Origin of the sequence: Rhodoglobus aureus, assembly GCF_039527955.1 — a bacterium.
GTDB classification, from domain to species: domain Bacteria; phylum Actinomycetota; class Actinomycetes; order Actinomycetales; family Microbacteriaceae; genus Rhodoglobus; species Rhodoglobus aureus.
Map to the genome: position 1 here is coordinate 11,484 of NZ_BAAAKW010000069.1, position 24,330 is coordinate 35,813.

Annotated in this window: 28 protein-coding genes; 23 read left to right on the plus strand and 5 right to left on the minus strand. The window is 58.7% G+C overall.

Features of this window, described 5'->3' with window-relative positions; all coding sequences use genetic code 11:
* Position 1: 1 nt before the first annotated feature.
* Positions 2–691, minus strand: a complete 690-nt coding sequence (locus ABD112_RS13645) for a response regulator (RefSeq protein WP_343926721.1) — start codon at positions 689–691, stop codon at positions 2–4.
* Entirely contained in the window at positions 688–2,313 is a 1,626-nt protein-coding gene (locus ABD112_RS13650; RefSeq protein WP_343926722.1) for an ATP-binding protein, read from the minus strand. Before ABD112_RS13650 ends, ABD112_RS13645 begins: the two co-directional genes overlap by 4 nt.
* Before the next feature lie 190 nt (positions 2,314–2,503).
* On the opposite strand from ABD112_RS13650, the gene ABD112_RS13655 reads away from it, so the two are divergent.
* From ABD112_RS13655 to dapF, 10 genes are all read left to right on the plus strand, one after another.
* Positions 2,504–3,538: a Bug family tripartite tricarboxylate transporter substrate binding protein gene (locus ABD112_RS13655; RefSeq protein WP_343926723.1), complete on the plus strand. Its 1,035-nt coding sequence runs from the start codon at positions 2,504–2,506 to the stop codon at positions 3,536–3,538.
* A gap of 3 nt (positions 3,539–3,541) precedes the next feature.
* Positions 3,542–4,111 carry a tripartite tricarboxylate transporter TctB family protein gene (locus ABD112_RS13660; protein ID WP_343926724.1) on the plus strand — a complete coding sequence of 190 codons (570 nt, stop codon included), beginning with the start codon at positions 3,542–3,544 and terminating at the stop codon, positions 4,109–4,111.
* Complete coding sequence (locus ABD112_RS13665) at positions 4,111–5,649, plus strand: tripartite tricarboxylate transporter permease (RefSeq protein ID WP_343926725.1); 1,539 nt, start codon at positions 4,111–4,113, stop codon at positions 5,647–5,649. The genes ABD112_RS13660 and ABD112_RS13665 overlap by 1 nt, the downstream gene beginning before the upstream one ends.
* 122 nt (positions 5,650–5,771) lie before the next feature.
* Positions 5,772–6,080 carry a helix-turn-helix domain-containing protein gene (locus tag ABD112_RS13670; RefSeq protein WP_343926726.1) on the plus strand — a complete coding sequence of 103 codons (309 nt, stop codon included), beginning with the start codon at positions 5,772–5,774 and terminating at the stop codon, positions 6,078–6,080.
* 77 nt (positions 6,081–6,157) lie between these two features.
* On the plus strand, positions 6,158–6,385 hold the full coding sequence (locus ABD112_RS13675; RefSeq protein WP_343926727.1) for a DUF3046 domain-containing protein: 228 nt from the start codon (positions 6,158–6,160) through the stop codon (positions 6,383–6,385).
* 242 nt (positions 6,386–6,627) lie between these two features.
* Complete coding sequence (gene recA / locus ABD112_RS13680) at positions 6,628–7,788, plus strand: recombinase RecA (protein ID WP_343926728.1); 1,161 nt, start codon at positions 6,628–6,630, stop codon at positions 7,786–7,788.
* Positions 7,789–7,796: 8 nt separating this feature from the next.
* Entirely contained in the window at positions 7,797–8,678 is an 882-nt protein-coding gene (locus tag ABD112_RS13685; RefSeq protein WP_343926729.1) for a regulatory protein RecX, read from the plus strand.
* Positions 8,679–8,722: 44 nt separating this feature from the next.
* Positions 8,723–10,258 (plus strand): tRNA (N6-isopentenyl adenosine(37)-C2)-methylthiotransferase MiaB, encoded by a 1,536-nt coding sequence (gene miaB, locus ABD112_RS13690; protein ID WP_343926730.1) that lies wholly within the window; start codon positions 8,723–8,725, stop codon positions 10,256–10,258.
* A complete protein-coding gene (miaA, locus tag ABD112_RS13695) occupies positions 10,233–11,207 on the plus strand; it encodes a tRNA (adenosine(37)-N6)-dimethylallyltransferase MiaA (RefSeq protein WP_343926731.1) in 975 nt (324 codons plus the stop codon). Before miaB ends, miaA begins: the two co-directional genes overlap by 26 nt.
* Positions 11,194–12,072, plus strand: coding sequence for a diaminopimelate epimerase (gene dapF / locus ABD112_RS13700; RefSeq protein ID WP_343926732.1), 879 nt, complete (start codon positions 11,194–11,196; stop codon positions 12,070–12,072). Before miaA ends, dapF begins: the two co-directional genes overlap by 14 nt.
* Positions 12,073–12,150: 78 nt before the next feature.
* Here the strand turns inward: dapF and ABD112_RS13705 are convergent, their stop codons facing one another.
* Complete coding sequence (locus tag ABD112_RS13705; RefSeq protein WP_343926733.1) at positions 12,151–12,774, minus strand: class I SAM-dependent methyltransferase; 624 nt, start codon at positions 12,772–12,774, stop codon at positions 12,151–12,153.
* A 41-nt stretch (positions 12,775–12,815) separates the two neighbouring features.
* Between ABD112_RS13705 and hflX the strand changes: the two genes are divergently transcribed.
* Positions 12,816–14,366: a GTPase HflX gene (hflX, locus tag ABD112_RS13710; protein ID WP_343926734.1), complete on the plus strand. Its 1,551-nt coding sequence runs from the start codon at positions 12,816–12,818 to the stop codon at positions 14,364–14,366.
* Positions 14,367–14,432: 66 nt separating this feature from the next.
* Here the strand turns inward: hflX and lexA are convergent, their stop codons facing one another.
* Entirely contained in the window at positions 14,433–15,122 is a 690-nt protein-coding gene (gene lexA, locus ABD112_RS13715) for a transcriptional repressor LexA (RefSeq protein ID WP_343926735.1), read from the minus strand.
* 227 nt (positions 15,123–15,349) lie between these two features.
* Here lexA and ABD112_RS13720 point away from each other — a divergent pair, with 227 nt between their 5' ends.
* From ABD112_RS13720 to ABD112_RS13745, 6 genes are all read left to right on the plus strand, one after another.
* Positions 15,350–15,715, plus strand: a complete 366-nt coding sequence (locus ABD112_RS13720) for a LysM peptidoglycan-binding domain-containing protein (RefSeq protein ID WP_343926736.1) — start codon at positions 15,350–15,352, stop codon at positions 15,713–15,715.
* 102 nt (positions 15,716–15,817) lie between these two features.
* Positions 15,818–16,906, plus strand: a complete 1,089-nt coding sequence (locus ABD112_RS13725; RefSeq protein ID WP_343926737.1) for a histidinol-phosphate transaminase — start codon at positions 15,818–15,820, stop codon at positions 16,904–16,906.
* Positions 16,903–17,508 (plus strand): imidazoleglycerol-phosphate dehydratase HisB, encoded by a 606-nt coding sequence (gene hisB / locus ABD112_RS13730; RefSeq protein ID WP_343926738.1) that lies wholly within the window; start codon positions 16,903–16,905, stop codon positions 17,506–17,508. Before ABD112_RS13725 ends, hisB begins: the two co-directional genes overlap by 4 nt.
* Positions 17,508–18,140 carry an imidazole glycerol phosphate synthase subunit HisH gene (gene hisH, locus ABD112_RS13735; RefSeq protein ID WP_343926739.1) on the plus strand — a complete coding sequence of 211 codons (633 nt, stop codon included), beginning with the start codon at positions 17,508–17,510 and terminating at the stop codon, positions 18,138–18,140. Before hisB ends, hisH begins: the two co-directional genes overlap by 1 nt.
* A 79-nt stretch (positions 18,141–18,219) precedes the next feature.
* On the plus strand, positions 18,220–18,969 hold the full coding sequence (gene priA, locus ABD112_RS13740; protein ID WP_343926740.1) for a bifunctional 1-(5-phosphoribosyl)-5-((5-phosphoribosylamino)methylideneamino)imidazole-4-carboxamide isomerase/phosphoribosylanthranilate isomerase PriA: 750 nt from the start codon (positions 18,220–18,222) through the stop codon (positions 18,967–18,969).
* Between the two features lie 24 nt (positions 18,970–18,993).
* Positions 18,994–19,761, plus strand: a complete 768-nt coding sequence (locus tag ABD112_RS13745) for an SseB family protein (RefSeq protein WP_343926741.1) — start codon at positions 18,994–18,996, stop codon at positions 19,759–19,761.
* Here the strand turns inward: ABD112_RS13745 and ABD112_RS13750 are convergent.
* Positions 19,758–20,108: a DUF1844 domain-containing protein gene (locus tag ABD112_RS13750; RefSeq protein ID WP_343926742.1), complete on the minus strand. Its 351-nt coding sequence runs from the start codon at positions 20,106–20,108 to the stop codon at positions 19,758–19,760. The two genes, ABD112_RS13745 and ABD112_RS13750, sit on opposite strands and share 4 nt — an antisense overlap.
* A gap of 345 nt (positions 20,109–20,453) precedes the next feature.
* On the opposite strand from ABD112_RS13750, the gene infC reads away from it, so the two are divergent.
* The 6 genes from infC to ABD112_RS13780 all read left to right on the plus strand — a co-directional run bounded on the left by infC (position 20,454) and on the right by ABD112_RS13780 (position 24,289).
* Complete coding sequence (infC, locus tag ABD112_RS13755; RefSeq protein WP_081503561.1) at positions 20,454–21,056, plus strand: translation initiation factor IF-3; 603 nt, start codon at positions 20,454–20,456, stop codon at positions 21,054–21,056.
* Positions 21,049–21,243 carry a 50S ribosomal protein L35 gene (gene rpmI, locus ABD112_RS13760; RefSeq protein ID WP_343926743.1) on the plus strand — a complete coding sequence of 65 codons (195 nt, stop codon included), beginning with the start codon at positions 21,049–21,051 and terminating at the stop codon, positions 21,241–21,243. Before infC ends, rpmI begins: the two co-directional genes overlap by 8 nt.
* 19 nt (positions 21,244–21,262) lie before the next feature.
* On the plus strand, positions 21,263–21,649 hold the full coding sequence (gene rplT / locus ABD112_RS13765) for a 50S ribosomal protein L20 (protein WP_197126598.1): 387 nt from the start codon (positions 21,263–21,265) through the stop codon (positions 21,647–21,649).
* 104 nt (positions 21,650–21,753) lie between these two features.
* Entirely contained in the window at positions 21,754–22,557 is an 804-nt protein-coding gene (locus ABD112_RS13770; protein ID WP_343926744.1) for a TrmH family RNA methyltransferase, read from the plus strand.
* A gap of 72 nt (positions 22,558–22,629) precedes the next feature.
* Positions 22,630–23,382, plus strand: a complete 753-nt coding sequence (locus tag ABD112_RS13775) for an amino acid ABC transporter ATP-binding protein (protein WP_425563845.1) — start codon at positions 22,630–22,632, stop codon at positions 23,380–23,382.
* A 37-nt stretch (positions 23,383–23,419) separates the two neighbouring features.
* A complete protein-coding gene (locus ABD112_RS13780; RefSeq protein WP_343926745.1) occupies positions 23,420–24,289 on the plus strand; it encodes a glutamate ABC transporter substrate-binding protein in 870 nt (289 codons plus the stop codon).
* Positions 24,290–24,330: the final 41 nt, after the last annotated feature.

A 24,330-nucleotide genomic window follows, 5' to 3' on the forward strand; every position in this document is an offset into this window, starting at 1 on the left:
TTCAGCGCACTCGATAGCGATGCTCGGGACGCCCTGCGGTGCCGTAGCGCGGCTCAACTAAAGCTGATCCGGCCCGGACGAGATGTTCAAGGTAGCGCCGTGCGCCGACTCGGGACATCCCTATTGCGGCGGCGAGTTCGCTCGCAGACAGGTCGGTTGACGCATTGCCAAGAGTTGTGGTCACGAGCTGCAGGGTAGCCGCTGAAAGTCCTTTCGGCGGCATCGTCCTGCTCTGATGATGCGATCCTAAAATGAGGTCGTCGACAGCGTTCTGGCTGAGACTCTCGATGCGGCCTACGCTGCCAAGAGCGTCGTGCGACCGGGCAACTTCGTCGAGGCGTTCCCGAAGAGCCAGGGCAGTAAACGGTTTGACCAAATAGTGCCGTACGCCGTTTGCGCGAGCTTGACGCACGCTAGTGAGATCCCGAGCCGCAGTCACGGCGATAACTTCGGTATAGCTGGTGCGTTCCACTCGCAGCCGATTGAGTACTTCGAGGCCAGAAAAGTCGGGCAGGTACACGTCGAGAAGTACCAAGTCAGGGTCCAAGCGGTCGATTGCATCGAGCGCGGCGGCACCAGTGTGCGCCTCAGCGACCACCTCAAATTTGTCATGAGCATCAACGAATTGGCGGTGTAGTTGTGCAACCGCAAAGTCGTCGTCGACGACAAGGACTCTGATGGGAAGGGTCATAGGACACCCACCACGTTTGGCGCACTGCGGGGTGTGGTGTCCGCATTGAACGGCAGACGCACAGAGATCGTCGTGCCTCCGATTGTGGACTCCTTCACCTTCGCTTCGCCGCCATGGCGATGAGCGATCCGTTCCACGAGCGTTAGTCCGATGCCCCTGGTAGACGCGACCAGACCTGGGGTGGGGCTTTTCGTCGAGAACCCTGGCGCAAACACCTTGGTCCGCAGTTTTTTGGGGATACCTGGACCATCATCGGATACCTCGATCTTGATACACCCACTGTTTTCCGCCACCAGGACGCTGACGGTGGAGCCTGACGCGCACGCTTCGGTGGCGTTATCAACGAGGTTTCCCAATACCGTCAGCATGTCATCCCGAAGCGCCTCGGCGCTGACGTGCGCCTTAAGCGGGGCAAGTGTGGACGCGGGGTCGAGCTCGAGATTGATTCCGCGCTCGTGTGCACGCATCTGCTTCACGAGCAGGAGTGCGGCGATTTCAAGGTCGCGAATTCCACTCTCGCTCGTCACGCTGGAAAGTGTTCCTCCTTCTCCGACGCGTTCAATGAACGATACGGCTTCGGAAACATGGCCTAACTCGAGGAGGCCGCTGATTACGTGGAGCTTGTTCGCGAAGCCGTGAGCTTGGACCCGGAGCCCGTCGGCGAGGTCGTGCGCACCGTCGAGGTCTCTCATCAGTGCGTGCAGCTTGGTGTTGTCTCGGAGAATGAACACGGAACCCAGCAGGCGGTCACCGATTCGTGCAGAGTCGCACTGAACCAACAGCACGCGTTCGCCCGCAAGCACGAGTCGTTGGCGTGACTCTTCGTCATCGAGCATGTGCACGAGCTCGTCGCTCAACACTTCTGAAGCTGGCTGTCCGACGATGCTGTTCTGATTAGCAAGGCCAAGCAGGTGTGCCCCAGCGTCGTTGATGAGGGCGACTCGTCCATGCTCGTCCAAAGCGACAAGTCCTTCACGCATCCCGTGCAGCATGGCTTCGCGCGCCTCGAGCAGTCCGACAATTTCGTCGGGTTCAAGGCCGTAGATGCGTCGGCGGATCACCGACGTGACCCAGGCCGCGCCGACCACGCCGAAGGCAGCAGCGACACCGATCGTGACGAAAAGCAATGCAGAGCTGCCGAGAAAATCGCTGCGCAGATCTGACTCAAGAATCCCAACAGATACGGCGCCGACGATTCGGTTTCCATCAGTAATCGGAACCTTGACGCGCCACGATTCGCCGAGGGTGCCTGTCTGGGTGCCGACGTATATTTCTCCAGCGAGCACACCTGACGGATCGGTGGAAACTTGCTTGCCAATTCTCTCGGGGTTCGGGTGGGACAAACGAATACCGTCATCGTCGACCACAACGATGTACGTCACGTCTGATGCCTCGCGTACGACCTCGGCGATGGGCTGAACGGTTTCACTTGGCTGCGTGTCATCGAGTGCGTCGATGATCGCAGGCAGCGTGGCGACAGACTGAGCGACTGCGATCATGCGATCGCGATAGGCCTCGCGAAGTTGTTGTTGCTGCAGCCATCCGGCAACGAAACCTGTTCCCAGCACCGCGACGAGCACGATTGCCAACTGCAAGAGCAGCAATTGTGTACGAAGCTTCATCGACCTGGCCACCCGACTAGTGTGCACGAAATTACGCGCTGGTCGTGGCAATCGAGGATCCCATTTTGGGTACAGAACGACCAAAACATCCACTATGTCCGCATCGTTCCGTTATCGCTCAGCGCTCCCTAGCGTGTGAGGCGTGCTGCGGCCAGCCCGTTGACACATCCGTTTAGCTCAAGGAGGAGCAATGCGCATTTCTGCACGTTCACAGCAATCATCATGGCGGCACGGGGCAATTACCGTTGTCGCTGGCCTGTCAGCTCTCAGCCTCGTCGGCTGTGCGACCGGTTCGGCAACATCAGACTCAGGCGGCGAGCCTGCCGCGTTGTCGTCCGTGAACATTATTGTCCCGGCAGATCCTGGAGGTGGATGGGATCAGACTGGCCGGGCGCTTGCGGAAGTCGGTACAAGTGAGGGGTTGATTAGCTCCGCGCCTGTTACCAACATTGGCGGCGCTGGTGGCACGATCGGACTGTCTTCCCTAGCGAATGAAAAAGATCCGATCACTCTCATGCTCACCGGCTTCGTGATGGTTGGTGCGGTGGAGACCAACAGCTCCGAAGTACGTCTGGAACAAACGACGCCGATTGCTCGTCTCACCGAAGAAGCCGGAGTGATTGTGGTGCCGAAGTCATCGCCGTACGAGACGCTCAGCGATCTCGTCGATGACATGATCGCCAATGGTAAGAACGTCTCGATTACGGGCGGTTCTGCTGGAGGCGTCGATCACATCTTGGCCGCGCAACTCTTGAAGGAAGCCGGTCAAAGCGCCAGCGAAATCAACCAGAAACTCAACTACATTCCGAATGCGGGAGGTGGCGAGGCTGTCACTTTGCTTCTGGGAAATAAGGTTTCCGCAGGAATTTCGGGAGTGAGCGAGTTCGCTGAGCAGGTCAAGGCGGGCGAGCTTCGTGCGCTTGCGGTGTCGAGTGCTGTACCAAGCGAGCTTCTCCCCGATGTTCCTACGATCATCGACTCGGGCTATGACCTTGAAATCACCAATTGGCGAGGCGTTCTCGCGCCGGGCGGAATTTCGGACAGTGAGCGTCAGCAGCTGATTGACCTTGTGACAAAGATTGCCGAAAGCGACGCCTGGAAGGAAACGCTTGATTCCAAGGGATGGACCAACGCATTCTTGGCCGGCGACGAATTCGACGATTACGTCACTCAAAACATCACCGATGTCACCGCTGTTCTCAAAGACATTGGGCTCATCGGTTAGTTCATGACATCTCCACAGTCAGGCTCGTCCGGCGCTTCGGCGCCGGGCGAGCCCCACTCCGTTTCCGAAAGCAATTCAGGCCGACGCACTCCGATTGGTGAGTATCTTTTCGCTGCTCTTGCAGCGGGTATCGGAATCTACGTACTTATTGCGGCCAACTTCATCCGAATTCCTATCTCAAGTAACACGCTGGGCCCGCGATCGTTCCCTTATCTAGTGGGGGCGTTGTTGTTGTGCGCCGGCATCGCAGTTTTTGTTGGTGTGCGTAGGGGGCGCCTTGGCGAGGCTGAGGAGGGCGAAGACGTCGATAGTTCGTCTGAAACTGACTGGGTGACGGTCGGCAAGCTCATAGCCTTCTTTACCGCACATGCCTATCTCATTCAGTTCATTGGATGGCCCCTTGCGGCAGCTGTGCTGTTTGCCGGAGCAGCATGGAGTCTTGGTGCTCGGCGACTCCGCTTGGCGATCCCGATTGCATTAGCCCTCGGCTTCACAATCTACTTTCTCTTCGGTCGGTTGCTTGGACTCTCACTCCCGGCGGGACCACTACTCGATTGGATTCCCTTCTTCTGATGGATAATTTTGGTCAGCTCATGGCGGGCTTCGCGACCGCCCTTCAGCCGGAGTACCTGCTCTACGCATTTTTCGGTGTAGTGGTCGGCACCGCGGTTGGTGTTCTCCCCGGAATCGGACCAGCAATGACCGTGGCGCTGTTGCTCCCGATCACCTACACGCTGGATCCCACAGCGGCACTTATCGTGTTTGCGGGGATCTACTACGGCGGAATGTACGGGGGATCGACGACCTCGATTCTTCTCAATACACCGGGAGAATCGGCGTCAATCGTCACCGCGCTCGAAGGCAACAAGATGGCAAAGAAGGGTCGCGGCGCAGCAGCGCTGGCGACAGCTGCAATCGGATCCTTTATTGCAGCCAGTGTTGCCACAGTTGGATTGACTCTTGTGGCGCCGATTCTGGCGCGTTGGGCGGTCACGCTTGGGCCGCCGGATTACTTCGCGCTCATGATCGTTGCGTTCACTACGGTTGGCGCGCTCATGGGGAAGTCCGTTTCACGCGGAATGCTGTCGCTGGGCCTTGGGCTTTTCTTGGGACTCGTGGGCACTGAGGTCCTCACGGGCCAGCAGCGGTTCACCGGCGGGGTCCCTGTTCTTGCCGATGGAATCGACGTGGTTCTGATCGCTGTCGGCCTTTTCGCTGTAGGAGAATCTCTCTACGTAGCTTCTCGGCTCAAGTCTGGTCCGGTTGCTCTGATCCCGGTAACCAAGGGGTGGCGCAACTGGATGAGCAAAGAAGACTGGGCGCTGTCCTGGCGTCCGTGGTTGCGCGGCACGGCAATCGGTTTTCCAATTGGCACCATTCCCGCTGGCGGAGCCGACGTCGCAACCTTCCTCTCTTACGCTGCGGAGAAGCGGTTGGCCAAGAAAGACAGAAAAGCGGCGTTTGGAAAGGGAGCGATTGAAGGAGTTGCTGGCCCCGAATCGGCCAACAACGCCGCTGCCGCGGGGGTGCTTGTTCCCCTGCTGACTCTGGGACTGCCCACTACAGCCACGGCGGCAATTATTCTGTCGGCATTCCAGTCGTACGGAATCCAACCGGGACCGCTGTTGTTTCAGAACCAGAGTGCTCTCGTCTGGGCCTTGATCGCGAGTCTGTATATCGGCAACATCATGTTGCTCGTGCTCAACCTCCCGCTCGTCGGCATCTGGGTGAAAGTGCTCCAGGTGCCGCGCCCGTATCTTTACTCTGGCATCCTATTATTCGCCGCTCTCGGTGCATTCGCGATGAACTTCAACTACCTCGATGTTCTGATTTTGCTGGTCGTGGGCCTCGTCGGTTTCCTCATGCGACGCTTCGGATATCCTGTAGCGCCGATGGTCATCGGTGGAATTCTTGGCCCAATGGCCGAGACTCAACTGCGCAAGGCGCTCGCCATCAGTCAAGGTGATCTCAGTGCGTTGGTGACGAGTCCGTTCGCGGCGGTCGCCTACGTTTCACTCGTCGCCTTCCTCGCGCTTGGCCTGTTTCTCAAGCATCGCCAGCTGCGGATGGAGAGCGAACCCGTCGATGCTGACGAAGTTAGTGCCCCGTAGTGGGAATATCCGGGAACTCTTTTTGATTACAGACTATGTACTCACAACACATATACAGATGGAATTAGCTACAGTTTCACCACGGTAAGCTTTTTTATCACTGAACATTAAGGGAGGGTCCAATGGTTCTAGTCCGTCAAGAAATCGGTGACGTTCTCCGTGACGTGCGCCTGCAAAAGGGACGCACCCTTCGTCAGGTCGCAAGCAAAGCGAGCGTTGCCCTCGGATACCTCAGTGAGGTTGAGCGGGGCCAAAAAGAGGCCAGCTCAGAAATTCTTGCTTCGGTGGCCGAAGCCCTCGATACTCCGATCTCCGTAATCATGCGTGAGGTTGGCGATCGTCTCGCCGTTATTGAAGGCGCAACGATGATCCCCGATACTCTGCCCGATGAGCTCGTTGCCGAGTTCGATTCGACCTTGGTTTCGCGCTAAATAGCGCTCCTCGAATGCCTCGCTCCTCTCGGAGTGAGGCATCCGTTGCTTAAGCCAGGCGAGCATAGGGTGGTTGCATGCGAGTGAGTGAGTTTTGGACGGCTGTCGCCGACGAGTTTGGCGAACCCTATGGCCAGGTGCTCGTGAATGATCAGGTGCTGGGTTCTGTCGGCAGTGTCACTGCCGCCCAAGCGCTATCTCGCGGCGTTCCCGCACGCCAGGTGTGGACTGCGCTGTGCGATGCGATGGATGTACCGTCGGAGCGCCGCTACGGTGTTGGGCAACGCGAACCCAAGAATCAGTAGTTTCGCGCCCGCGTGGCGCGTTCGAACATTTGTTCGATATTGCTAGGCTTCTCCCTAACACCCAATCGAATACAACTTTTGGGTGAACACCGCACGTCACTTCTGACGGAATGTCAGAGCAGACACGTAACGTGGCGTTTAGTAACACAGCCTTTGTCGGGAGGTTGCGGACCTTGCACTATCGGTCCACACGAATCGCGACAGCCTATGGGCAGCAACCTACGACCAATGGAGAAGATGTAATGCCATCAGCAGCAGACCGCGAGAAGTCCCTCGAGACGGCTCTCGCTCAAATTGACCGCCAGTTCGGCAAAGGCTCGGTTATGCGCCTCGGCAGTGATGAGCGCGCTCCGGTTGAGGTTATTCCCACCGGCTCAATTGCTCTTGACGTCGCGCTGGGTATAGGCGGGCTTCCCCGGGGTCGTATCGTCGAAATCTACGGCCCGGAGTCCTCAGGTAAGACCACGCTTACGTTGCACGCGATTGCTAATGCTCAGCGCAATGGCGGCATTGCCGCGTTCATCGACGCCGAGCACGCGCTCGACCCGGAATACGCTGCGAAGCTTGGCGTAGATATTGATGCCCTGTTGGTTTCCCAGCCCGACACCGGAGAGCAGGCGCTTGAAATCGCCGACATGCTGGTGCGAAGCGGGTCCATTGACCTCATCGTTATCGACTCGGTTGCGGCTCTTGTTCCCCGTGCAGAAATTGAAGGCGAGATGGGTGACACGCACGTTGGTCTTCAGGCTCGACTCATGTCACAGGCCCTGCGCAAGCTCACCGGTGGCCTCAGTCAGACCAACACCACCATGATCTTCATCAACCAGTTGCGTGAAAAGATCGGTGTCTTCTTCGGTAGCCCCGAAACTACTGCTGGCGGTAAGGCGCTCAAGTTCTATGCTTCCGTTCGGCTCGACATTCGCCGCATCGAAACGCTGAAGGACGGCACGGATGCTGTGGGTAACCGCACTCGGGTAAAGGTCGTCAAGAACAAGATGGCTCCGCCGTTCAAGCAGGCGGAGTTCGACATTCTTTATGGCATCGGAATCTCTCGCGAAGGCAGCCTCATCGACTTCGGCGTGGATCATGAGATCGTGCGCAAATCGGGCGCCTGGTACACCTACGACGGCGATCAACTTGGTCAAGGTAAAGAAAAGTCTCGTGCATTCCTGCTCCAAAACCCGGCCATTGCGCTGGAGATCGAGCAGAAGATCATGCGCAAGCTCGGCGTGGGTGCAGAAGCGAAAGCAGCAAACGCGAGCGAGGCGAAAGCCGTCGCTGATGCAGCAGTGAAGGCTGAAAAGGCGGAGAAAGCTGCAAAGGCCAGTGCCAAGGCTGACGGGCCAGTGCTGCCGGTAGCAGACAAAGCAACCGAGCCACTCAAAACAGCCGTAGGCCAGTAGGTTCAGCCATGACTACCTCCGACGACGACTACCTCGCACCCGTCATCAATCTGTTTGGCGACCGTTCTGGCACCAAACACACCGAGAAGCGAGAGACAGCTTCGTCGTCGGAGGAATCATCAGCGTTCTACTCGAGCGCCGACGTAGCTGAAACCTACGCTTGGGCGGATTCACCCACGGATACACGCGCTTACGGTGACGCTGACGCAGTTGCGGAGACAGAAGTGGGCATGGATGCGGAGGCGCCGGTGGTCGCGGTGGCGCCCGTTCGTGCGCTCCCGACCATGGCTGACTTCAGATCACTGCAACACGACGAACATTCGCGAGAAGCGGATGCTGTGCAGCCGGAAGCGGAGCCAGTTCACGCGCCGTCGAAGGCGCAAAGACGGCAAGCGCGCGACGGATTTTCAGAGCTAAGTCGCGTCAGTATGCGTGCGCTAGCCCGGCGAGGCATGTCGTCACATGAGATGACGCAGTTTCTGGGCACCCGAGAATTCGATTCAGAAGACATCGACGGTGAAATCGAGCGGTTAGAAAGCTGTGGCCTACTCGACGACGCTGCGCTTGCGGAGACGCTTACGCAAACGCTGCGTGACCGCAAAAAGCTTGGAGCCTCAGCCATCCGCGCCGAACTGCGACGCCGTAAAATCGACCAAGAACATATTTCTGCCGTGCTCGATGATGATCGAGACGAAGAGCAAGAGCGCGCGACCGAGATCGCACTCAAACGTGCCCCTCAGCTTCGCTCGCTCGATGGCGTCACTGCGAAGCGACGGCTCACCGGCTTCCTTATGCGCAGGGGCTACTCTGGCGCTGTCGTCTCAGCAGCAGTGACCGCAGCGCTTGCGCCTGGGGCTGGCGAATCCTCTGGCGGCCCCGTCTTTCGCTAGAGCACCGTCAAACCGAGACGCCTCGGAGGCTTAAGGTGGAAGACATGATTGATGAAAAACTGGCCACCCCGCGCAGCTACGAGGTGCGCACCTACGGGTGCCAGATGAATGTGCACGACTCCGAACGACTCAGCGGCTCTCTTGAAGCGGCCGGATATATCCGAGCGACCGAGGGTCAAGCAGACGTCGTCGTCATCAACACCTGCGCGGTTCGCGAGAACGCCGACAACAAGCTCTACGGCAACCTCGGCATGCTCGCCAGCGTCAAAAAAGAACACGATGGCATGCAAATCGCCGTTGGCGGATGCCTCGCCCAAAAAGACAAGAACGTCATCCTCGAAAAAGCACCCTGGGTCGATGTGGTGTTTGGAACCCACAATATGGGTTCACTGCCTGCTCTACTCGAACGCGCCCGCCACAACGAAGAAGCACAACTCGAGATTCTCGAGTCACTCGATGTATTTCCCTCCACGCTCCCCGCCAGGCGAGAATCCACTCACAGTGCCTGGGTGTCAATCTCAGTAGGCTGCAACAACACCTGCACGTTCTGCATCGTTCCCGCGCTGCGCGGCAAAGAGAAAGATCGACGCCCCGGTGACATCCTCGCTGAAGTGCAAGCCATCGTCGACGACGGCGCCATCGAAGTAACTCTGCTCGGGCAGAACGTCAACTCCTACGGTGTTGAGTTCGGCGATCGCCAAGCATTCAGCAAGCTCCTGCGCGTCGTCGGAGCAATCAAAGGCCTCGAACGCGTGCGCTTCACTAGCCCTCATCCGGCAGCATTCACCGACGATGTCATCGACGCCATGGCAGAGACGCCCAATGTGATGCCGCAACTCCACATGCCGCTGCAGTCGGGATCAGACCGCGTGCTTAAGGCCATGCGCCGCAGTTACCGGTCGACCAAATTCCTTGGCATCCTCGACCGAGTTCGCGCCCAGATGCCGCAGGCCGCGATCACCACAGACATCATCGTCGGCTTCCCGGGCGAGACCGAAGAGGACTTCCAAGAAACCTTGCGCGTAGTGGAAGAGTCGCGCTTCGCCTCGGCGTATACATTCCAGTATTCCATTCGACCGGGGACCCCCGCAGCCACTATGGACGACCAGATCCCCAAAGAGATCGTTCAGGAGCGCTACGAACGACTCGCGTCGCTCCAAGACCGCATCTCACGCGAAGAGAACGACAAACAGATCGGTCGCACCGTGCAGGTCATGGTCACCGCTACCGAAGGGCGCAAGCAGGCCGAGACCGCTAGGCTTTCAGGCCGCGCTGAAGACTCGCGACTAGTTCACTTTGATATTCCCGAAGGCAGTGCCGTGCCCCGTCCCGGGGATGTCGTCACGCTGACGATCACTGAAGCTGCAGCCTTCCACCTCGTTGCCGACACTCCCGCCGGCGGTGCGCTCGACATTCGTCGCACCACCGCAGGTGACGCGTGGGATCGCGCGCAAGCCGAATCCTGCGGAGTGCCAACGAGCTCCGCAACAAGCGACGCCGGTCCGCGCGTATCGCTCGGGCTCCCGACAATCCGTGTCTCGACAACGCCGATCTATGACCCCACAGACTCCCTCCGCTGAGCCTGACAGCGCAGCCCACGACCTCATCGTTATTGTGGGTGCAACAGGCACCGGCAAGTCAGAGCTCTCACTCGACCTTGCCGAAGCACTCGCGCAACAAGGAACACCTGCGCAGATCGTCAACGCTGATGCGATGCAGCTCTACCGCGGAATGGATATCGGTACAGCCAAGCTCCCTGTCGCCGAACGCCGCGGCATCCCGCATCATCTGCTCGACGTGCTTGACCCCACCGACGATGCCAGCGTCGCCCAATATCAGTCAGAAGCTCGCGCGATCATCAGCGAGATCCAAAGTGCTGGGCACGTGCCGATCTTGGTCGGAGGCTCTGGTCTTTACGTGTCGAGCGTCATCCAGGACTTCCAGTTTCCGGCCCGCGATCCTCAGGTTCGGGCACGACTCGAGGCCGAGCTAGAAGAACTTGGCGTTGGCATCCTGTTCCAACGCCTACGCGAACTGGATGCGGATGCAGCGGAATCTATCGGTGCGAGCAACGGCCGCAGAATTGTTCGTGCTCTGGAAGTCATCGAGATCACGGGCAAACCATTCGGTGCCGGACTGCCTGAAGAACAAAAGCTGTGGACGCCGGCACACATCTTCGGCATCGCCGCTCCCCGCGATGAACTAGTCCCTCGACTCAATGAACGTGTTCGCCGCATGTGGGATTCGGGGCTTCTCGATGAGGTTCGCGAGCTTCGCCCACACGGCTTGGGCATCACGGCGGCCCGCGCTATCGGGTATGCCCAAGCGATCGAACAGTTGGATGGCACGCTCACCGAGGCAGAGGCAATCGAACAGACAGCGGCTCTCACTCGTCGCTATGCGCGGCGCCAGGTCGGCTGGTTCAAACGCTACGACCAGTGCCATTGGCTCCAGTACGACGACCCTGAGCGTGCGCGGCGTGCTCTGGCGATCGTGATGGGGGAGAATGGTCACCATGGCGACGCTTAACTTCACTAAAGGTCAGGGAACCGGCAACGATTTCGTTCTGTTCGCTGATCCCGACGGCGAGCTCGATCTCACCCCTCAGCAGGTTGCGGCTATCTGCGATCGCCGTTTCGGTGTGGGTGCCGATGGAGTTATTCGTGCGGTTCGCTCACGCAATATTGACGTGGGAGCTGTGGCGCTAGCCGAAGATGCCGACGCAGAGTGGTACATGGATTACCGCAATGCCGACGGAAGTATCGCTGAAATGTGTGGCAACGGCATCCGTGTCTTCGCGCACTATCTCGCCGAAAACGGATTCGTTGATTTCGAGCCGGGCGACACCTTGCCGATTGGTACGCGCAGCGGAGTGCGCGATGTGCAGCGCAACATGGCCGGCTATCAGTCAGATATGGGCCGTTGGGCGCTAGACGGCGGCGAGCCGATCGTTCGTGCCAAAGAACTTGACGTCGCTCGTCCTGGCCTCGGTATCAACGTTGGCAACCCCCACGTCGTTGTCGCGTTGGCTGAGGAAGGTGAGCTTGATCGTGTAGACCTCAACTACATCCCCATCATTGACCCCCTGCCAGAAAATGGCGCGAACGTTGAGTTCGTTGTTCCGGCAGAGCCGATGGTCAAAGACGGAGTCGGTTCGATTCGGATGCGCGTGCATGAGCGAGGCAGCGGTGAGACGCAATCGTGTGGCACAGGGGCTGTTGCGGCAGCGCTTGCCATTCGTCACTACGCGGGCCCTAACGCGCCGCACCAGTGGCGAGTTACCGTTCCTGGCGGCACAGTCGTTGTGCGCATGTTCCCGACGGAGGATGGCGAGCATGTGTCGCTCAGCGGACCCGCCGAGCTGGTCTACACCGGCAGCCTCGAACTGGACTAGCGGGTACTCGCGCGGCCGAGCGTGCCTGAACGGCAGCGTCCGGAAGCATCCACGCCGCTTGAGCGGACGAGGGCCCGACTAGCTGGCTTCTGTTGCGCGTTTGTGTGCCCGGAGCAGGCGGTATCCCTTGCTGATTGCGGCACGGCTGAACGTGAAGTCGTCGGGGAACGCGGATTCCATCCAGCGGTGCAACGAATCTGAGCCCAGATTGCGTTGAACGACGAGCCAGGCATCCGCATCCATTTCGAGCCTGGGAAGCCAAGTTTCGAGAATGTTGTGCAGCTCGGTCTTGCCAACACGGATGGGCGGGTTCGACCAAATAGACATAAACGTTATGTCTTCGGGAACATCCTGGGGCAGAACCGCGTTAATATTGGGTATGGACAATTTCTCGGCGTTTGCGCGCACCAGATCCAGTGCGCGCTCGTTGACGTCGATCGCCCACACCGTTGCATGAGGTGACTCGAGGGCAAGGGTGAGCGCCATCGGACCCCAACCGCACCCGAGGTCAAGCAAGTTACCTCCCGGAGGAGGCGCTGGCACGTTCGACAAGAGAACTTGGGTTCCCGCGTCAATGTGTGCGGGGCTGAAGATCCCATTTGACGTGACAAGTTCGCGCTCGATACCAGCAATGGTCGCGTGAATCGTCCGCAACTTGAGATCACTCTCGGGTGTTGACGAGAAGTAATGCTCGTTAGCCATGAACAGAACTTACCGAAAACTAGAGAAGTAGGGTTAACCCAATGACGCGAAACACGACAGAAACCAGTATCGAGGCCAACAACGGCGACGACGCCGAGCGTTCCGTCGACCGCGTACTCGCCAGCGAAGGTTCCGACCATGCCGCGGTGACGCGCTTCGGTTCCGGTACATCTGGCGCGCAAGCGCTCCAATCGGATGCTCACTACGAGTCCGATCGAGACGGCGACCAGTTTGATCGAGACGATCGTCACGCGCTGAAGCGTGTTCGAGGTCTCTCAACGGAACTCGAAGATGTCACCGAGGTCGAATACCGCCAGTTGAGGATTGAGAACGTTGTTCTCATCGGGATCTACGGTCAGGGCTCTCTGAGGGATGCGGAGAATTCGCTTCGCGAGTTGTCGGCTCTAGCGGAGACAGCGGGCGCAGTGGTGCTTGACGGCCTCTTGCAGAGCCGTTCACATCCCGACCCGAGCACATACTTCGGTAAGGGCAAAGCAATCGAACTGCGAGACGTGGTGGCGGCCACGGGCGCTGACACAGTGATCGCCGATACGGAACTCGCTCCGAGTCAGCGTCGCGCCCTCGAAGATGTTGTTGGTGTGAAGGTAATCGACCGCACAGCCGTCATCCTCGACATTTTCAGCCAACATGCGACAAGTCGCGAAGGTAAAGCGCAAGTTGAGCTTGCTCAGATGGAATACCTGCTTCCGCGACTGCGCGGTTGGGGTGAATCGATGTCTCGTCAGGCCGGTGGCCAGGTCGGTGGCGCTGGTGCTGGTATGGGTAGCCGTGGTCCAGGTGAAACCAAGATTGAGCTCGATCGCCGCCGCATCCACACACGCATGGCGCGTTTGCGCAAGCAGATCAAGGGTTTCGCGCCTGCTCGCGAAGCGAAGCGTGCCAACCGTGACCGTTTCGAGGTTCCCAGCGTCGCAATCGCCGGCTACACGAACGCGGGCAAGTCGAGTCTGCTCAACCGTCTGACTCGTGCCGGCGTGCTGGTCGAAAACGCCCTGTTCGCGACGCTAGACGCCACTGTGCGGCGCTCAGCGACATCCGATGGTCGACTGTTTACACTGAGCGACACGGTTGGCTTTGTGCGCAACCTGCCGCATCAGTTGGTCGAGGCATTCCGTTCGACACTCGAAGAAATCGGGCAGTCAGATGTCATCGTGCACGTTGTTGACAGCTCGCATCCCGATCCCGGCGCTCAGCTGAGCACGGTGCGCGATGTCATCGGTGAACTCGGTGCTCGCGACATTCCCGAAATCGTCGTGTTCAACAAGAGTGACCTAGCGGATGACGACCAGCGGCTGCTGATTCGTGGCCTTGAGCCGACGGGAATCTTTGTTTCTGCCCGCTCAGGTGAGGGCATCGACGAGCTCAACGCGCGCATCGCGGAGCTGCTGCCAGCTCCCGAGGTCGAGGTAACTCTGCTCGTGCCCTATGACCGCGGTGAAGTCATTTCCCGTCTGCATGTGCAGGGTCGTGTGCTCTCGACTGACTATCGCGAGGACGGCACGTTGGTGAACGCGCTCGTGCACCCGGCACGACTTCCGGAGCTCGAGGAGTTTGTGACTAGCGCTTCCTAGTTAGTGCTTAGTGCTTAGCGCTGAGTGCTTAGTGCTGAGCGCTTCTTGGCGCCGGAACCACGAGGCCTAGAGGGCGCGCAGCACAGTGACGACTTTGCCGAGCACTGTCGCGTAATCGCCAAGGATCGGCTCAAAGTTGGAATTGCGGGGGAGCAGCCAGGTGTGTCCGTCGCGCTGGCGGAAGACTTTCACAGTTGCTTCTTCGTCGAGCATTGCGGCAACGATGTCGCCGTTTTCGGCAGTCTGCTGTTGACGCACAACCACCCAGTCACCGTCGCAGATCGCGGCATCAATCATGGAATCTCCGACAACCTTCAGCATGAAGAGGTCGCCCTTGCCGACGAGTTGGCGGGGGAGAGGGAACACCTCTTCTACATGCTGCTCTGCGGTGATCGGAATACCGGCGGCGATGCGGCCGACGAGAGGGACCATGGCTGCATCACCCATTGATGCGCTGATCGTGCTCGATTCATCGACCGCGCTTGGCACGTCGATGAGTACTTCGATTGCCCGCGGACGGTTGGGGTCGCGCCGAACGTAGCCGCTGAGCTCAAGCTGGTTCAGCTGGTGGGTAACGCTCGACAGCGAAGAGAGGCCAACGGCATCCCCGATCTCGCGCATGCTCGGTGGGTATCCCTGAGTGGCAACGGCTCGTTGAATCATTTCGAGGATTGCGAGTTGCTTCGCGCTCAGGCTGGTGCGCCGCCGGGTGCCACGTTGTGTGGCGTCACCGCGTGGGGCTGTTGAGTCAGTCACGATTCCTCGATTTCTGCCACGGACGATTCCAATGTCAGTGGCTCATTCGAAACTGTATCCGCACAAGAAGCCAAAAACAAACATTTGTTCGAGTGTCGCAGAGCAATGTCAGTGGCTTGTTCGAATATGTACTTGAAATTAGAACAATTCGAATGTATGTTCGGAACACAGCTTCGCACCCGGCCCTCCCGGCCGAGAGTCGGGTGCGAGAACCCCTAGAGGAGAGAATGATGTCAACTGCAGTGATTGCACCCAACGCGGTAGCCCGTGCTCGGCAGTCCGCACCGCGTCTTCGCCTCACCACGCGTGGCCGTGTCGTTCTTATGACGCTCGCGGCCACGCCGTTGGTTATTGCTGCTCTGATGTTTTCGCTCAACGGCGGCGATGCAGCCGCAACGCTGGAGTCAAACGAGAACGCGTTTGTCTATGTTGATGTCACAGCGGGGCAGTCGCTCTGGAATATCGCTGAGACGCACGCGCCAGGTCACGACCCTCGCGAGGTTGTCGCCCAGCTGATCGAGCTCAACCAACTGCCGTCCGCCGACGTGTTCGCCGGCCAACAACTCGCGATCCCCGCCAGCTTTTCTGGATAGAGGATCTGGTCTGCGGCTCTGGCTAGATATTGTGCCTAAGATGCTGTGGCTTCCTGAAGCCGCGCGTGCAGCTAGAGACTCGTCTGCATCTAGCATTGTGGAGTGACTTCGCTTTCAGATCTCCCCATCCGTGATGACCTTCGCGGTCTCAAGCCCTACGGCGCACCCACCGATCCGGTGAGCATCCAACTCAATGTCAACGAGAACACGCATCCGATCCCCGAAGCGGTTGCCACAGACATCGTGACGGCGCTGGCGAAGGCCGTGATGACCGCGAATCGCTACCCCGATCGCGAATTCACCGAGCTGCGCGAAGCACTCGCTGCCTACCTCGGACACGGACTCACCGCCGAGAACATCTGGGCGGCTAACGGCTCAAACGAAGTCCTCCAGCAAACGCTTCAAGCGTTTGGCGGTCCTGGGCGCCGCGTCCTCGGCTTCCCACCCACTTACTCGATGCACCCGATCATTGCCTCAGGAACCGGAACCGAATGGGTCACCGCATCTCGAGACGCTGCCTACGACCTCTCGCCCGAGACCGTCGTCGCTGCAATAGCTGAGCTCAATCCCGACGTAGTTTTCCTCTGCTCACCGAATAACCCCACCGGCACGCCGGTAGGCAACGCGACAGTTGCTGCAGCCTATGACGCCACCGACGGCATTGTGCTGGTCGACGAAGCCTACGCAGAGTTTTCCGACCGCGAATCGGCGCTCACGCTGCTCGAAGGTAGGCCCCGCCTGATCGTCTCGCGCACCATGAGTAAAGCTTTCGCGTTCGCTGGTGCTCGCGTGGGCTACTTGGCAGCAGATCCAGCCATCGCCGACGCGCTGCGACTGGTCCGGCTGCCGTATCACCTCTCCGCATTGACCCAGGCTGCCGCGGTTGCCGCTCTAGCTCATGCACCCGAAATGCTCGCGATGGTCAACGAGATCAAAACCCAGCGCGATCGCATGAGCGCTGGGCTCTCAGCGCTCGGATTCACGCCGGTGCTGAGCGAGGCAAACTTTGTGCTGTTTGGCAACGTTGCAGAGCCTCAGGAGTTATTCCACAAGTTATTGATTCAAGACATCCTGATCCGCGACGTCGGCATCCCGAACCACTTGCGAGTCACTGCCGGCACTGAAGCAGAGACCACGGCTTTCTTGGATGCGATGGCCGACCTCCGAGCGCTCGGTAGAGTTGAGCAATGACTTCACAGCGCACCGCGACGATCACGCGCGAAACCAGCGAGTCGAGCATCGAGCTCTCGATCAACCTCGACGGCACCGGCACCTCATCCATAGATACGAGCGTGCCCTTCTATGACCACATGTTGACGGCATTCTCGAAGCACTCGCTGATCGATCTCACCGTGAAAGCGACTGGCGATACTCACATCGACGTGCACCACACGGTAGAAGACATCGGCATTGCGTTGGGACTCGCGATCAAGCAGGCTCTCGGCGACAAGGCCGGCATCTCACGCTACGGTGACGCGCTTGTACCGCTCGACGAAGCACTCGTTCGCGCCGTCGTCGATGTATCGGGTCGTCCCTATCTTGTGCACACTGGCGAACCGGCCGGTTTCGAGATGCACCTCATCGGTGGACACTTCACGGGCTCCATGGTTCGCCACGTCTTCGAAGCGATCAGTTTCAACGCGGGCATTACCGTGCACATCACTGTTTTGGGCGGGCGCGACCCGCACCACATTGCCGAAGCGGAATTCAAGGCCTTCGCTCGCGCGATGCGCGGCGCCGTCGAGCCTGATGCTCGCGTTACAGGAATTCCCTCGACCAAGGGTGCGCTGTAGTGGTAGCTCCCTCGGTTGTCATCCTCGATTACGGTTCCGGCAACATCCACTCGGCAGCGAAGGCGTTAGAGGCTGCTGGAGCGAACGTTCGGCTCAGCGCGGATCGGTCCGTAGCCGAAGCCGCCGACGGCCTTCTGGTGCCGGGAGTGGGCGCGTTCGCCGCTGTCATGTCGGCACTTGAATCGGTGCGAGGCGGTGCCATCATCGAAAAACGGCTTACCGGAAGCCGCCCGGTGATGGGCATTTGTGTAGGAATGCAGGTTCTGTTTTCGTCGGGCGATGAGCACGGTGTTCAGACCGACGGTCTCGACGAGTGGCCGGGTGTTGTAGAAAAGTTACTCGCGCCAGTTTTGCCCCACATGGGGTGGAATACCGTCGAAACTCCTGACGACACAACCCTGTTCGATTCGATCCGCGACGAGCGCTTCTATTTCGTACATTCATACGCTGCACAGCAGTGGACGCTTGACGTACAGCACCCTTTTCCGCAACCTAAGCTGACCTGGGCCGACCACGGCGGCCGCTTCCTCGCCGCCGTCGAAAACGGGCCCCTGACGGCTACTCAGTTTCACCCAGAGAAGTCAGGGGAAGCCGGAATCCGTCTACTGAACAACTGGTTGAAGACCCTCTGATTTTGCGTCAGTTCGACGTGCACTAGAATTGGATGCTTGTGCGCGGCGTTCCGCGATCAGGTCTTGAGAGAGCAAATCTATGAGCGAGTTCAATAAAACACCCAGCCTCACACTTCTGCCCGCCGTTGATGTTGCTGACGGCAAGGCCGTTCGGCTCACTCAGGGTGAAGCAGGAACCGAGAAGAGCTACGGTGACCCGTGCGCCGCGGCCCATGACTGGGTCGACCAGGGTGCCGAGTGGATCCATCTGGTGGATCTCGATGCTGCCTTTGGTCGCGGCAATAATCAAGCGATGATCAAGAAGGTCATCAAGTCGACGCCGAAGCGCGTCAACATCGAGCTTTCTGGCGGCATCCGCGACGACGAATCTCTTAAAGCTGCACTTGCTACCGGCGCCAAGCGGATCAACCTTGGCACCGCAGCACTCGAGAACCCCGAATGGGCAGCACACGTCATCGCTGAATACGGCGAGGCAATCGCCGTCGGTCTCGACGTTCGCGGTACGACACTCGCCGCTCGCGGTTGGACTCAAGAGGGCGGCGACCTGTGGACGGTCCTCGACCGCCTCGAGTCTGCTGGATGCTGCCGCTATGTGGTCACCGACGTCACCAAGGACGGCACGCTTCAGGGACCAAACATCGAATTGCTTCGCCAGGTAATGGAACGCACTCACCGCCCGGTGATCGCTTCCGGTGGTGTTTCAAGCCTCGATGACCTCATCGAGTTGCGCGAGCTCGTTCCTCAGGGGCTCGAGGGCGCGATCGTCGGAAAAGCACTCTACGCAAAAGCATTTACCTTAGCCGAAGCGCTCGACGTTTCGTCGCAGTAGTGATTCTCTGCATTGGTCGCTGAGATGAACTCGACAGACTCCGCCGGCACTCCCTGGGAGGGCCGCTCTTTCGAGCCAAACCCGGCGCCCGATGACGATGGCACAGCCCCTGCCGCGCTCGTGGCGGTGATTACTCGTTTTCATCAGGGTGACGCAACGGAGGCTAACGTTGTTGACGTCATTCGCGAGTCCCGCCTCCTCATCCCACTGCTCGCAAAAGCAGGGGAGATGGCGACTACCGACGCGGGTCTCACGATCGACAAGACTCAGGAGCTGTCAATCGTGACCGTGACGGGGCCCGATGGGCGCGCGGTCCTGCCGGTATTCAGCTCCGTCGACGCGATGAACAGCTGGAACCCAGAAGCCCGTCCCGTGCCAGCAGCAGGTACCCGTGTGGCGCTTGCGGCTGCGAGCGAAAATACCGACCTAGTGGTTGTTGATCCGCTTAGTGACAGTGAGTTCGTCATCCGTCGACCGGCGTTGTGGTCTATCGCGCAGTCCACAGAGTGGGTTCCGAGCTATTTGCGCGCAGACGTTCGCGACGAATTTGCCGCATCTGCCACAGAAGAGAACAACGTAGCCGAGGTGCAGTTGCTCGCAGGCGATCCCGGTGCGCGACTGCACGGTCCCGAACTTGTCGTTCAGATCGCCATGCGTCCGGGGCTGGATCGTGAGGCTCTCGATGCAGTCATGGACCGGATGCGCGAGCGCTGGGCGTCCTCCGAACTCATCGCACAGTCAGTTGATTCACTGGCGGTGCAGGTAGTTCGTGCGCCTGAGCCGCCGCTCTAGTTGACTGGCCCGGTCCACTTTTCGCCGGGGCCTTGACCAGGAGCATCCGGGAACGTCGATGCTTCGCGGAATGCCAGCTGCAGCGAACGCAGCCCATCGCGGAGCGGTCGAGCGTGGTGATTGCCGATCTCAGGCGCGGCGGCGGTGACGAAACCGGCGAGTGCGTTGATGAGTTTGCGCGCTTCGTCAAGGTCTTTCTCCGACTCGGCATCTGGGCCATCCGAGAGCCCGAGTTTTACGGCAGCGGCGCTGAGCATGTGCACGGCGACGGTGTTGATGACCTCTACCGCAGGCACTTCGGAGATGTCTCGTGCTTCATTGACGTCGTCATTGGTGGGCTCGCTCATGATGTCCTTCGCTTATTGGGGTTCGCTCTGCTATCCTTATGCAGGCCCGGGGCTTGCCCCGGATACGAAAGTGGAGATTCTCCCACCTGTCAACCGCATACAAGGTTACCGGGTAGTTACACCCCGCATAGTTCGCTTGCGGTTCAGAGCGTGTGATCAGTTGTCTGATCGTGCGTATTGTTCCGGATGCTTGCTCCGCAGCTTTAAAGGGTGTTGCAGCGTTCTGCTGCATGACGATCCTCTTTCGTGCCACGGCATCCGCCGAACTGTATCTTGTGAAACGCTCTGTGCATTCGAAGCACACGGTGTACATGAAATGCATCACGAACTGTAAGGAGAACACGCATCAGCGATCCTCGTACCAACGACCGAATCCGAGTCCCTGAGGTCCGTCTTGTCGGACCCGCCGGTGAACAAGTCGGTGTCGTCTCTATTGACGTCGCCCTCAAACTTGCCCAAGAGGCAGATCTTGATTTGGTCGAGGTTGCTCCCAGCTCCAAGCCTCCCGTTGCCAAGATCATGGATTACGGCAAGTTCAAGTATGAAGAGGCGCAGAAGGCGAAAGAAGCTCGTCGCAACCAGACAAACACGATCCTCAAAGAGGTTCGATTCCGTCTGAAGATCGACACCCACGATTACGAAACAAAGCGCAAACGCGCCGAGGGATTCCTCGCCGGCGGCGACAAGGTCAAAGCAATGATCCTGTTCCGTGGCCGCGAGCAGTCTCGCCCCGACCAGGGCGTGCGTTTGCTTCAAAAGTTTGCCGAAGATGTGTCGGAGTTTGGTTCGATTGAATCAACACCGACTATCGACGGTCGCAACATGGTCATGATTATTGGCCCACACAAGACCAAGGCAACAGCTAAGGCTGAAGCCGAGGCCCGCAAGGTAGCTAACAAGAAGCCTCGTGAGGCAGAAGTTCCAGAGAAAGAGGAGAAAGATGCCTAAGCAGAAGACGCACTCAGGCACCAAGAAGCGTTTCAAGATCACCGGTAGCGGCAAGGTCATGAAGCAGCAGGCTGGTATGCGACACAACCTCGAGGTTAAGAGCAGCAAGCGCAAGCGTTCGCTCAACCAGGATCAGGTTGTTGCGCCGCAGGACGCCAAGACCATCAAGAAGCTTCTCGGTAAGTAAAGGGTTTAGGAAATACATCATGGCAAGAGTTAAAAGGGCGGTAAACGCTCACAAGAAGCGTCGGGTTATTCTCGAGCGCGCCAAGGGTTACCGCGGCCAGCGTTCGCGTCTCTACCGCAAGGCCAAAGAGCAGGTCACTCACTCGCTCCTCTACGCATACCGCGACCGTCGCGCCCGCAAGGGTGAATTCCGTCGTCTGTGGATCCAGCGCATCAACGCTGCATCGCGTGCCAATGGCCTCACTTACAACCGTCTTATCCAGGGTTTGAACCTGGCTGGTGTGCAGGTTGACCGTCGCATCCTCGCTGACCTCGCAGTCACCGAGCCCGCCACGTTCGCGTCGCTGGTTGCAACGGCTAAGGCTGCACTTCCTGCTGACACCTCAGCACCGCGTTCGGCTGCATAGGTAGTCGCCATACACATCGTGCAACGGCACGCTGTACTGTCCAATTTGGTCAGCGCAGCGTGCCGTTTCTCGTGTCTGCGCCGAGTGAGTCTAGGGTTAATGACGTGATTGATAACCCGCGCTCACCACGCGTCCGAGCAGTAGCCAAACTGGAGAAGAAGAGCGCCCGGTCTGAGACTGGACTTTTTCTCTTGGAAGGCCCCCAATCAGTCTCTGAAGCCCTCAACTTTCGGCCTGAGCTCCTTGTCGAGCTCTACGCCACTCCTACCGCGCTCGAGCGCCACACTGAGCTCGCGCGGGCAGCTGAGGCGGCGGGCATAGAGGTCGAATTCGTTTCGGAGCAAGTGATCGAGACGATGGCCGACACCGTCACGCCCCAGGGTGTTATTGCAGTGTGCCGCCAGTTCCCCACGTCAGTAAAAGATTTGCTGTCGGGCGGGCCAAAGCTCATCGCAATCCTTGAAGAGGTTCGCGATCCCGGCAATGCGGGAACGATCATCCGTGCTGCGGATGCCGCTGGTGCCGATGGTGTGATCCTGACCGGTCGAAGCGTTGATCTCTACAATCCCAAGGTGGTTCGTGCAACAACGGGTTCGCTCTTCCACCTCCCTGTCGCAATTGGTGTCGAACTTGAAGCAGTCCTTGAGCGTGTTAAGGGTGCCGATCTCCGTGTGATCGCTGCCGATATCAAGGGTGGTGATCTGTTGGCTGCCCGCAAAGAGGGAGTGCTCGATCATCCAACCGCCTGGTTGTTTGGCAACGAGGCTCGTGGCTTGACTGACGAGCACTATTCGCTTGCCGATTGGGTTATCTCTGTGCCGATCTATGGCCATGCTGAGTCGATGAACTTGGCGACTGCTGCGTCAGTGTGCCTCTATGAGAGTGCATTCGCGCAACGCAGCAGCTGATCAGTGTCACGAGCGTGTTACATCTAGGCGTGCCGTTTGACCGTTCTTACGCGGGTGTGGTTGTCTTGCAATATGGCAGCACAGAGCGGTGAACCTCTGGTCGTAGTCGACCATGTCAACAAACATTACGGTGAGCTTCACGTGCTCAAAGACATCACCACCACGATTGGTCGTGGTGAAGTTGTGGTGGTAATTGGGCCAAGCGGATCCGGAAAGTCCACGCTGTGTCGTGCGATCAACCGTCTTGAGACCATCGACGATGGCACCATCGCTATTGATGGAAAAGTTCTACCCGAAGAAGGCGCTGGACTTGCCAAGCTGCGTGCAGACGTAGGAATGGTCTTCCAATCGTTCAATCTCTTTGCGCACAAGACAATTCTCGAAAACGTCACTCTCGGCCCGCGTCGGGTGCGCAAGGTTTCCAAGGCCGAAGCAAACAAGCACGCTATGGAACTCCTCGACCGCGTCGGTATCGGCAACCAGGCATCCAAGATGCCGGCTCAGCTTTCCGGTGGTCAGCAGCAGCGGGTAGCTATTGCGCGTTCGCTGGCTATGGATCCCAAGATCATCCTCCTTGACGAGCCCACTTCGGCACTCGACCCAGAAATGATCAACGAAGTTCTGGATGTCATGGTGCAGCTGGCAAAAGATGGCATGACCATGCTGGTTGTTACCCACGAGATGGGCTTTGCACGCAAGGCCGCCGACCGCGTCATATTCATGGACGAAGGCGAAATTGTGGAAGAAGCTACGCCCGAGCAGTTCTTCACCAACCCCCAATCCCCGAGAGCACAAGACTTCCTCTCGAAAATTCTTACCCACTAACTCAGCGGGTAATCCTCACAGCAACAAGGAGAAAAACATGAGACTCAAAAAAGGTCTAATGATTTCTGCCATCGCCGTGGTCGGTATTCTCGGCCTGAGCGCGTGTGCAGCAGACACCGGGACCACAGATCCCGATGTCGTCGTTCCTGAGTTCGAAGCCGGAACCACAATGGCCGACCTCGCTGACGCGGGCAAGATCACTATCGGTACCAAGTTTGACCAGCCCCTCTTCGGCCTAAAAGGACCGAGCGGAACACCGGTCGGATTCGACGTCGAGATCGGCAAGATTATTGCGGCGTCGCTTGGCATCAGCGAAGACAACATTGAGTGGAAAGAAACAGTTTCCGCTAACCGCGAGACGTTCATCGAGAACGGCGATGTAGATATCGTCATCGCGACGTACACGATCAACGACAAGCGCAAGGAAGTTATCTCCTTCGCTGGTCCTTACTACAACGCTGGCCAGGACATCCTCGTTCTCGAAGGCAACCCCGAGGGCATCACTGGCCCCGAGGACCTCGCAGGCAAAGCAGTCTGCAGCGTTGCTGGTTCTACCTCAGAGAAGAACATCGCTGAGTACGACGTCGACCTCATTACGACCGACACCTACTCGAATTGCCTCGAGCCGCTTCGCAGTGGCAAGGTCATCGCTGTCACCACTGACAACGTGATCTTGGCGGGACTCGCTGACCAGAACGCTGGCGAGTTCGAGGTTCTGAGCAACCCGTTCACCGAAGAGCCTTACGGTATCGGTCTCGGCCTCACCGATGACGAGTTCCGCGACTACATCAACGATGTACTCGAGACCTCGTACTCCGATGGTTCGTGGGATGCGGCTTGGGAATCAACTGCAGGCAAGGTCCTGAAGCTCCCGACCCCTCCCGCTGTAGACCGCTACAGCAACTAGTGTGCTCGGTGCTCGCTCGCGACTATTTCGCGGGCGAGCAC

Coding starts and splice junctions, on each gene's coding strand:
- ABD112_RS13645 (WP_343926721.1), bottom strand. CDS start 691: ATGACCCTTCCCATCAGAGTCCTTGTCGTCGACGACGACTTTGCGGTT.
- ABD112_RS13650 (WP_343926722.1), bottom strand. CDS start 2,313: ATGAAGCTTCGTACACAATTGCTGCTCTTGCAGTTGGCAATCGTGCTC.
- ABD112_RS13655 (WP_343926723.1), top strand. CDS start 2,504: ATGCGCATTTCTGCACGTTCACAGCAATCATCATGGCGGCACGGGGCA.
- ABD112_RS13660 (WP_343926724.1), top strand. CDS start 3,542: ATGACATCTCCACAGTCAGGCTCGTCCGGCGCTTCGGCGCCGGGCGAG.
- ABD112_RS13665 (WP_343926725.1), top strand. CDS start 4,111: ATGGATAATTTTGGTCAGCTCATGGCGGGCTTCGCGACCGCCCTTCAG.
- ABD112_RS13670 (WP_343926726.1), top strand. CDS start 5,772: ATGGTTCTAGTCCGTCAAGAAATCGGTGACGTTCTCCGTGACGTGCGC.
- ABD112_RS13675 (WP_343926727.1), top strand. CDS start 6,158: ATGCGAGTGAGTGAGTTTTGGACGGCTGTCGCCGACGAGTTTGGCGAA.
- recA (WP_343926728.1), top strand. CDS start 6,628: ATGCCATCAGCAGCAGACCGCGAGAAGTCCCTCGAGACGGCTCTCGCT.
- ABD112_RS13685 (WP_343926729.1), top strand. CDS start 7,797: ATGACTACCTCCGACGACGACTACCTCGCACCCGTCATCAATCTGTTT.
- miaB (WP_343926730.1), top strand. CDS start 8,723: ATGATTGATGAAAAACTGGCCACCCCGCGCAGCTACGAGGTGCGCACC.
- miaA (WP_343926731.1), top strand. CDS start 10,233: ATGACCCCACAGACTCCCTCCGCTGAGCCTGACAGCGCAGCCCACGAC.
- dapF (WP_343926732.1), top strand. CDS start 11,194: ATGGCGACGCTTAACTTCACTAAAGGTCAGGGAACCGGCAACGATTTC.
- ABD112_RS13705 (WP_343926733.1), bottom strand. CDS start 12,774: ATGGCTAACGAGCATTACTTCTCGTCAACACCCGAGAGTGATCTCAAG.
- hflX (WP_343926734.1), top strand. CDS start 12,816: ATGACGCGAAACACGACAGAAACCAGTATCGAGGCCAACAACGGCGAC.
- ABD112_RS13720 (WP_343926736.1), top strand. CDS start 15,350: ATGATGTCAACTGCAGTGATTGCACCCAACGCGGTAGCCCGTGCTCGG.
- hisB (WP_343926738.1), top strand. CDS start 16,903: ATGACTTCACAGCGCACCGCGACGATCACGCGCGAAACCAGCGAGTCG.
- priA (WP_343926740.1), top strand. CDS start 18,220: ATGAGCGAGTTCAATAAAACACCCAGCCTCACACTTCTGCCCGCCGTT.
- ABD112_RS13745 (WP_343926741.1), top strand. CDS start 18,994: ATGAACTCGACAGACTCCGCCGGCACTCCCTGGGAGGGCCGCTCTTTC.
- ABD112_RS13750 (WP_343926742.1), bottom strand. CDS start 20,108: ATGAGCGAGCCCACCAATGACGACGTCAATGAAGCACGAGACATCTCC.
- rpmI (WP_343926743.1), top strand. CDS start 21,049: ATGCCTAAGCAGAAGACGCACTCAGGCACCAAGAAGCGTTTCAAGATC.
- rplT (WP_197126598.1), top strand. CDS start 21,263: ATGGCAAGAGTTAAAAGGGCGGTAAACGCTCACAAGAAGCGTCGGGTT.
- ABD112_RS13775 (WP_425563845.1), top strand. CDS start 22,630: ATGGCAGCACAGAGCGGTGAACCTCTGGTCGTAGTCGACCATGTCAAC.
- ABD112_RS13780 (WP_343926745.1), top strand. CDS start 23,420: ATGAGACTCAAAAAAGGTCTAATGATTTCTGCCATCGCCGTGGTCGGT.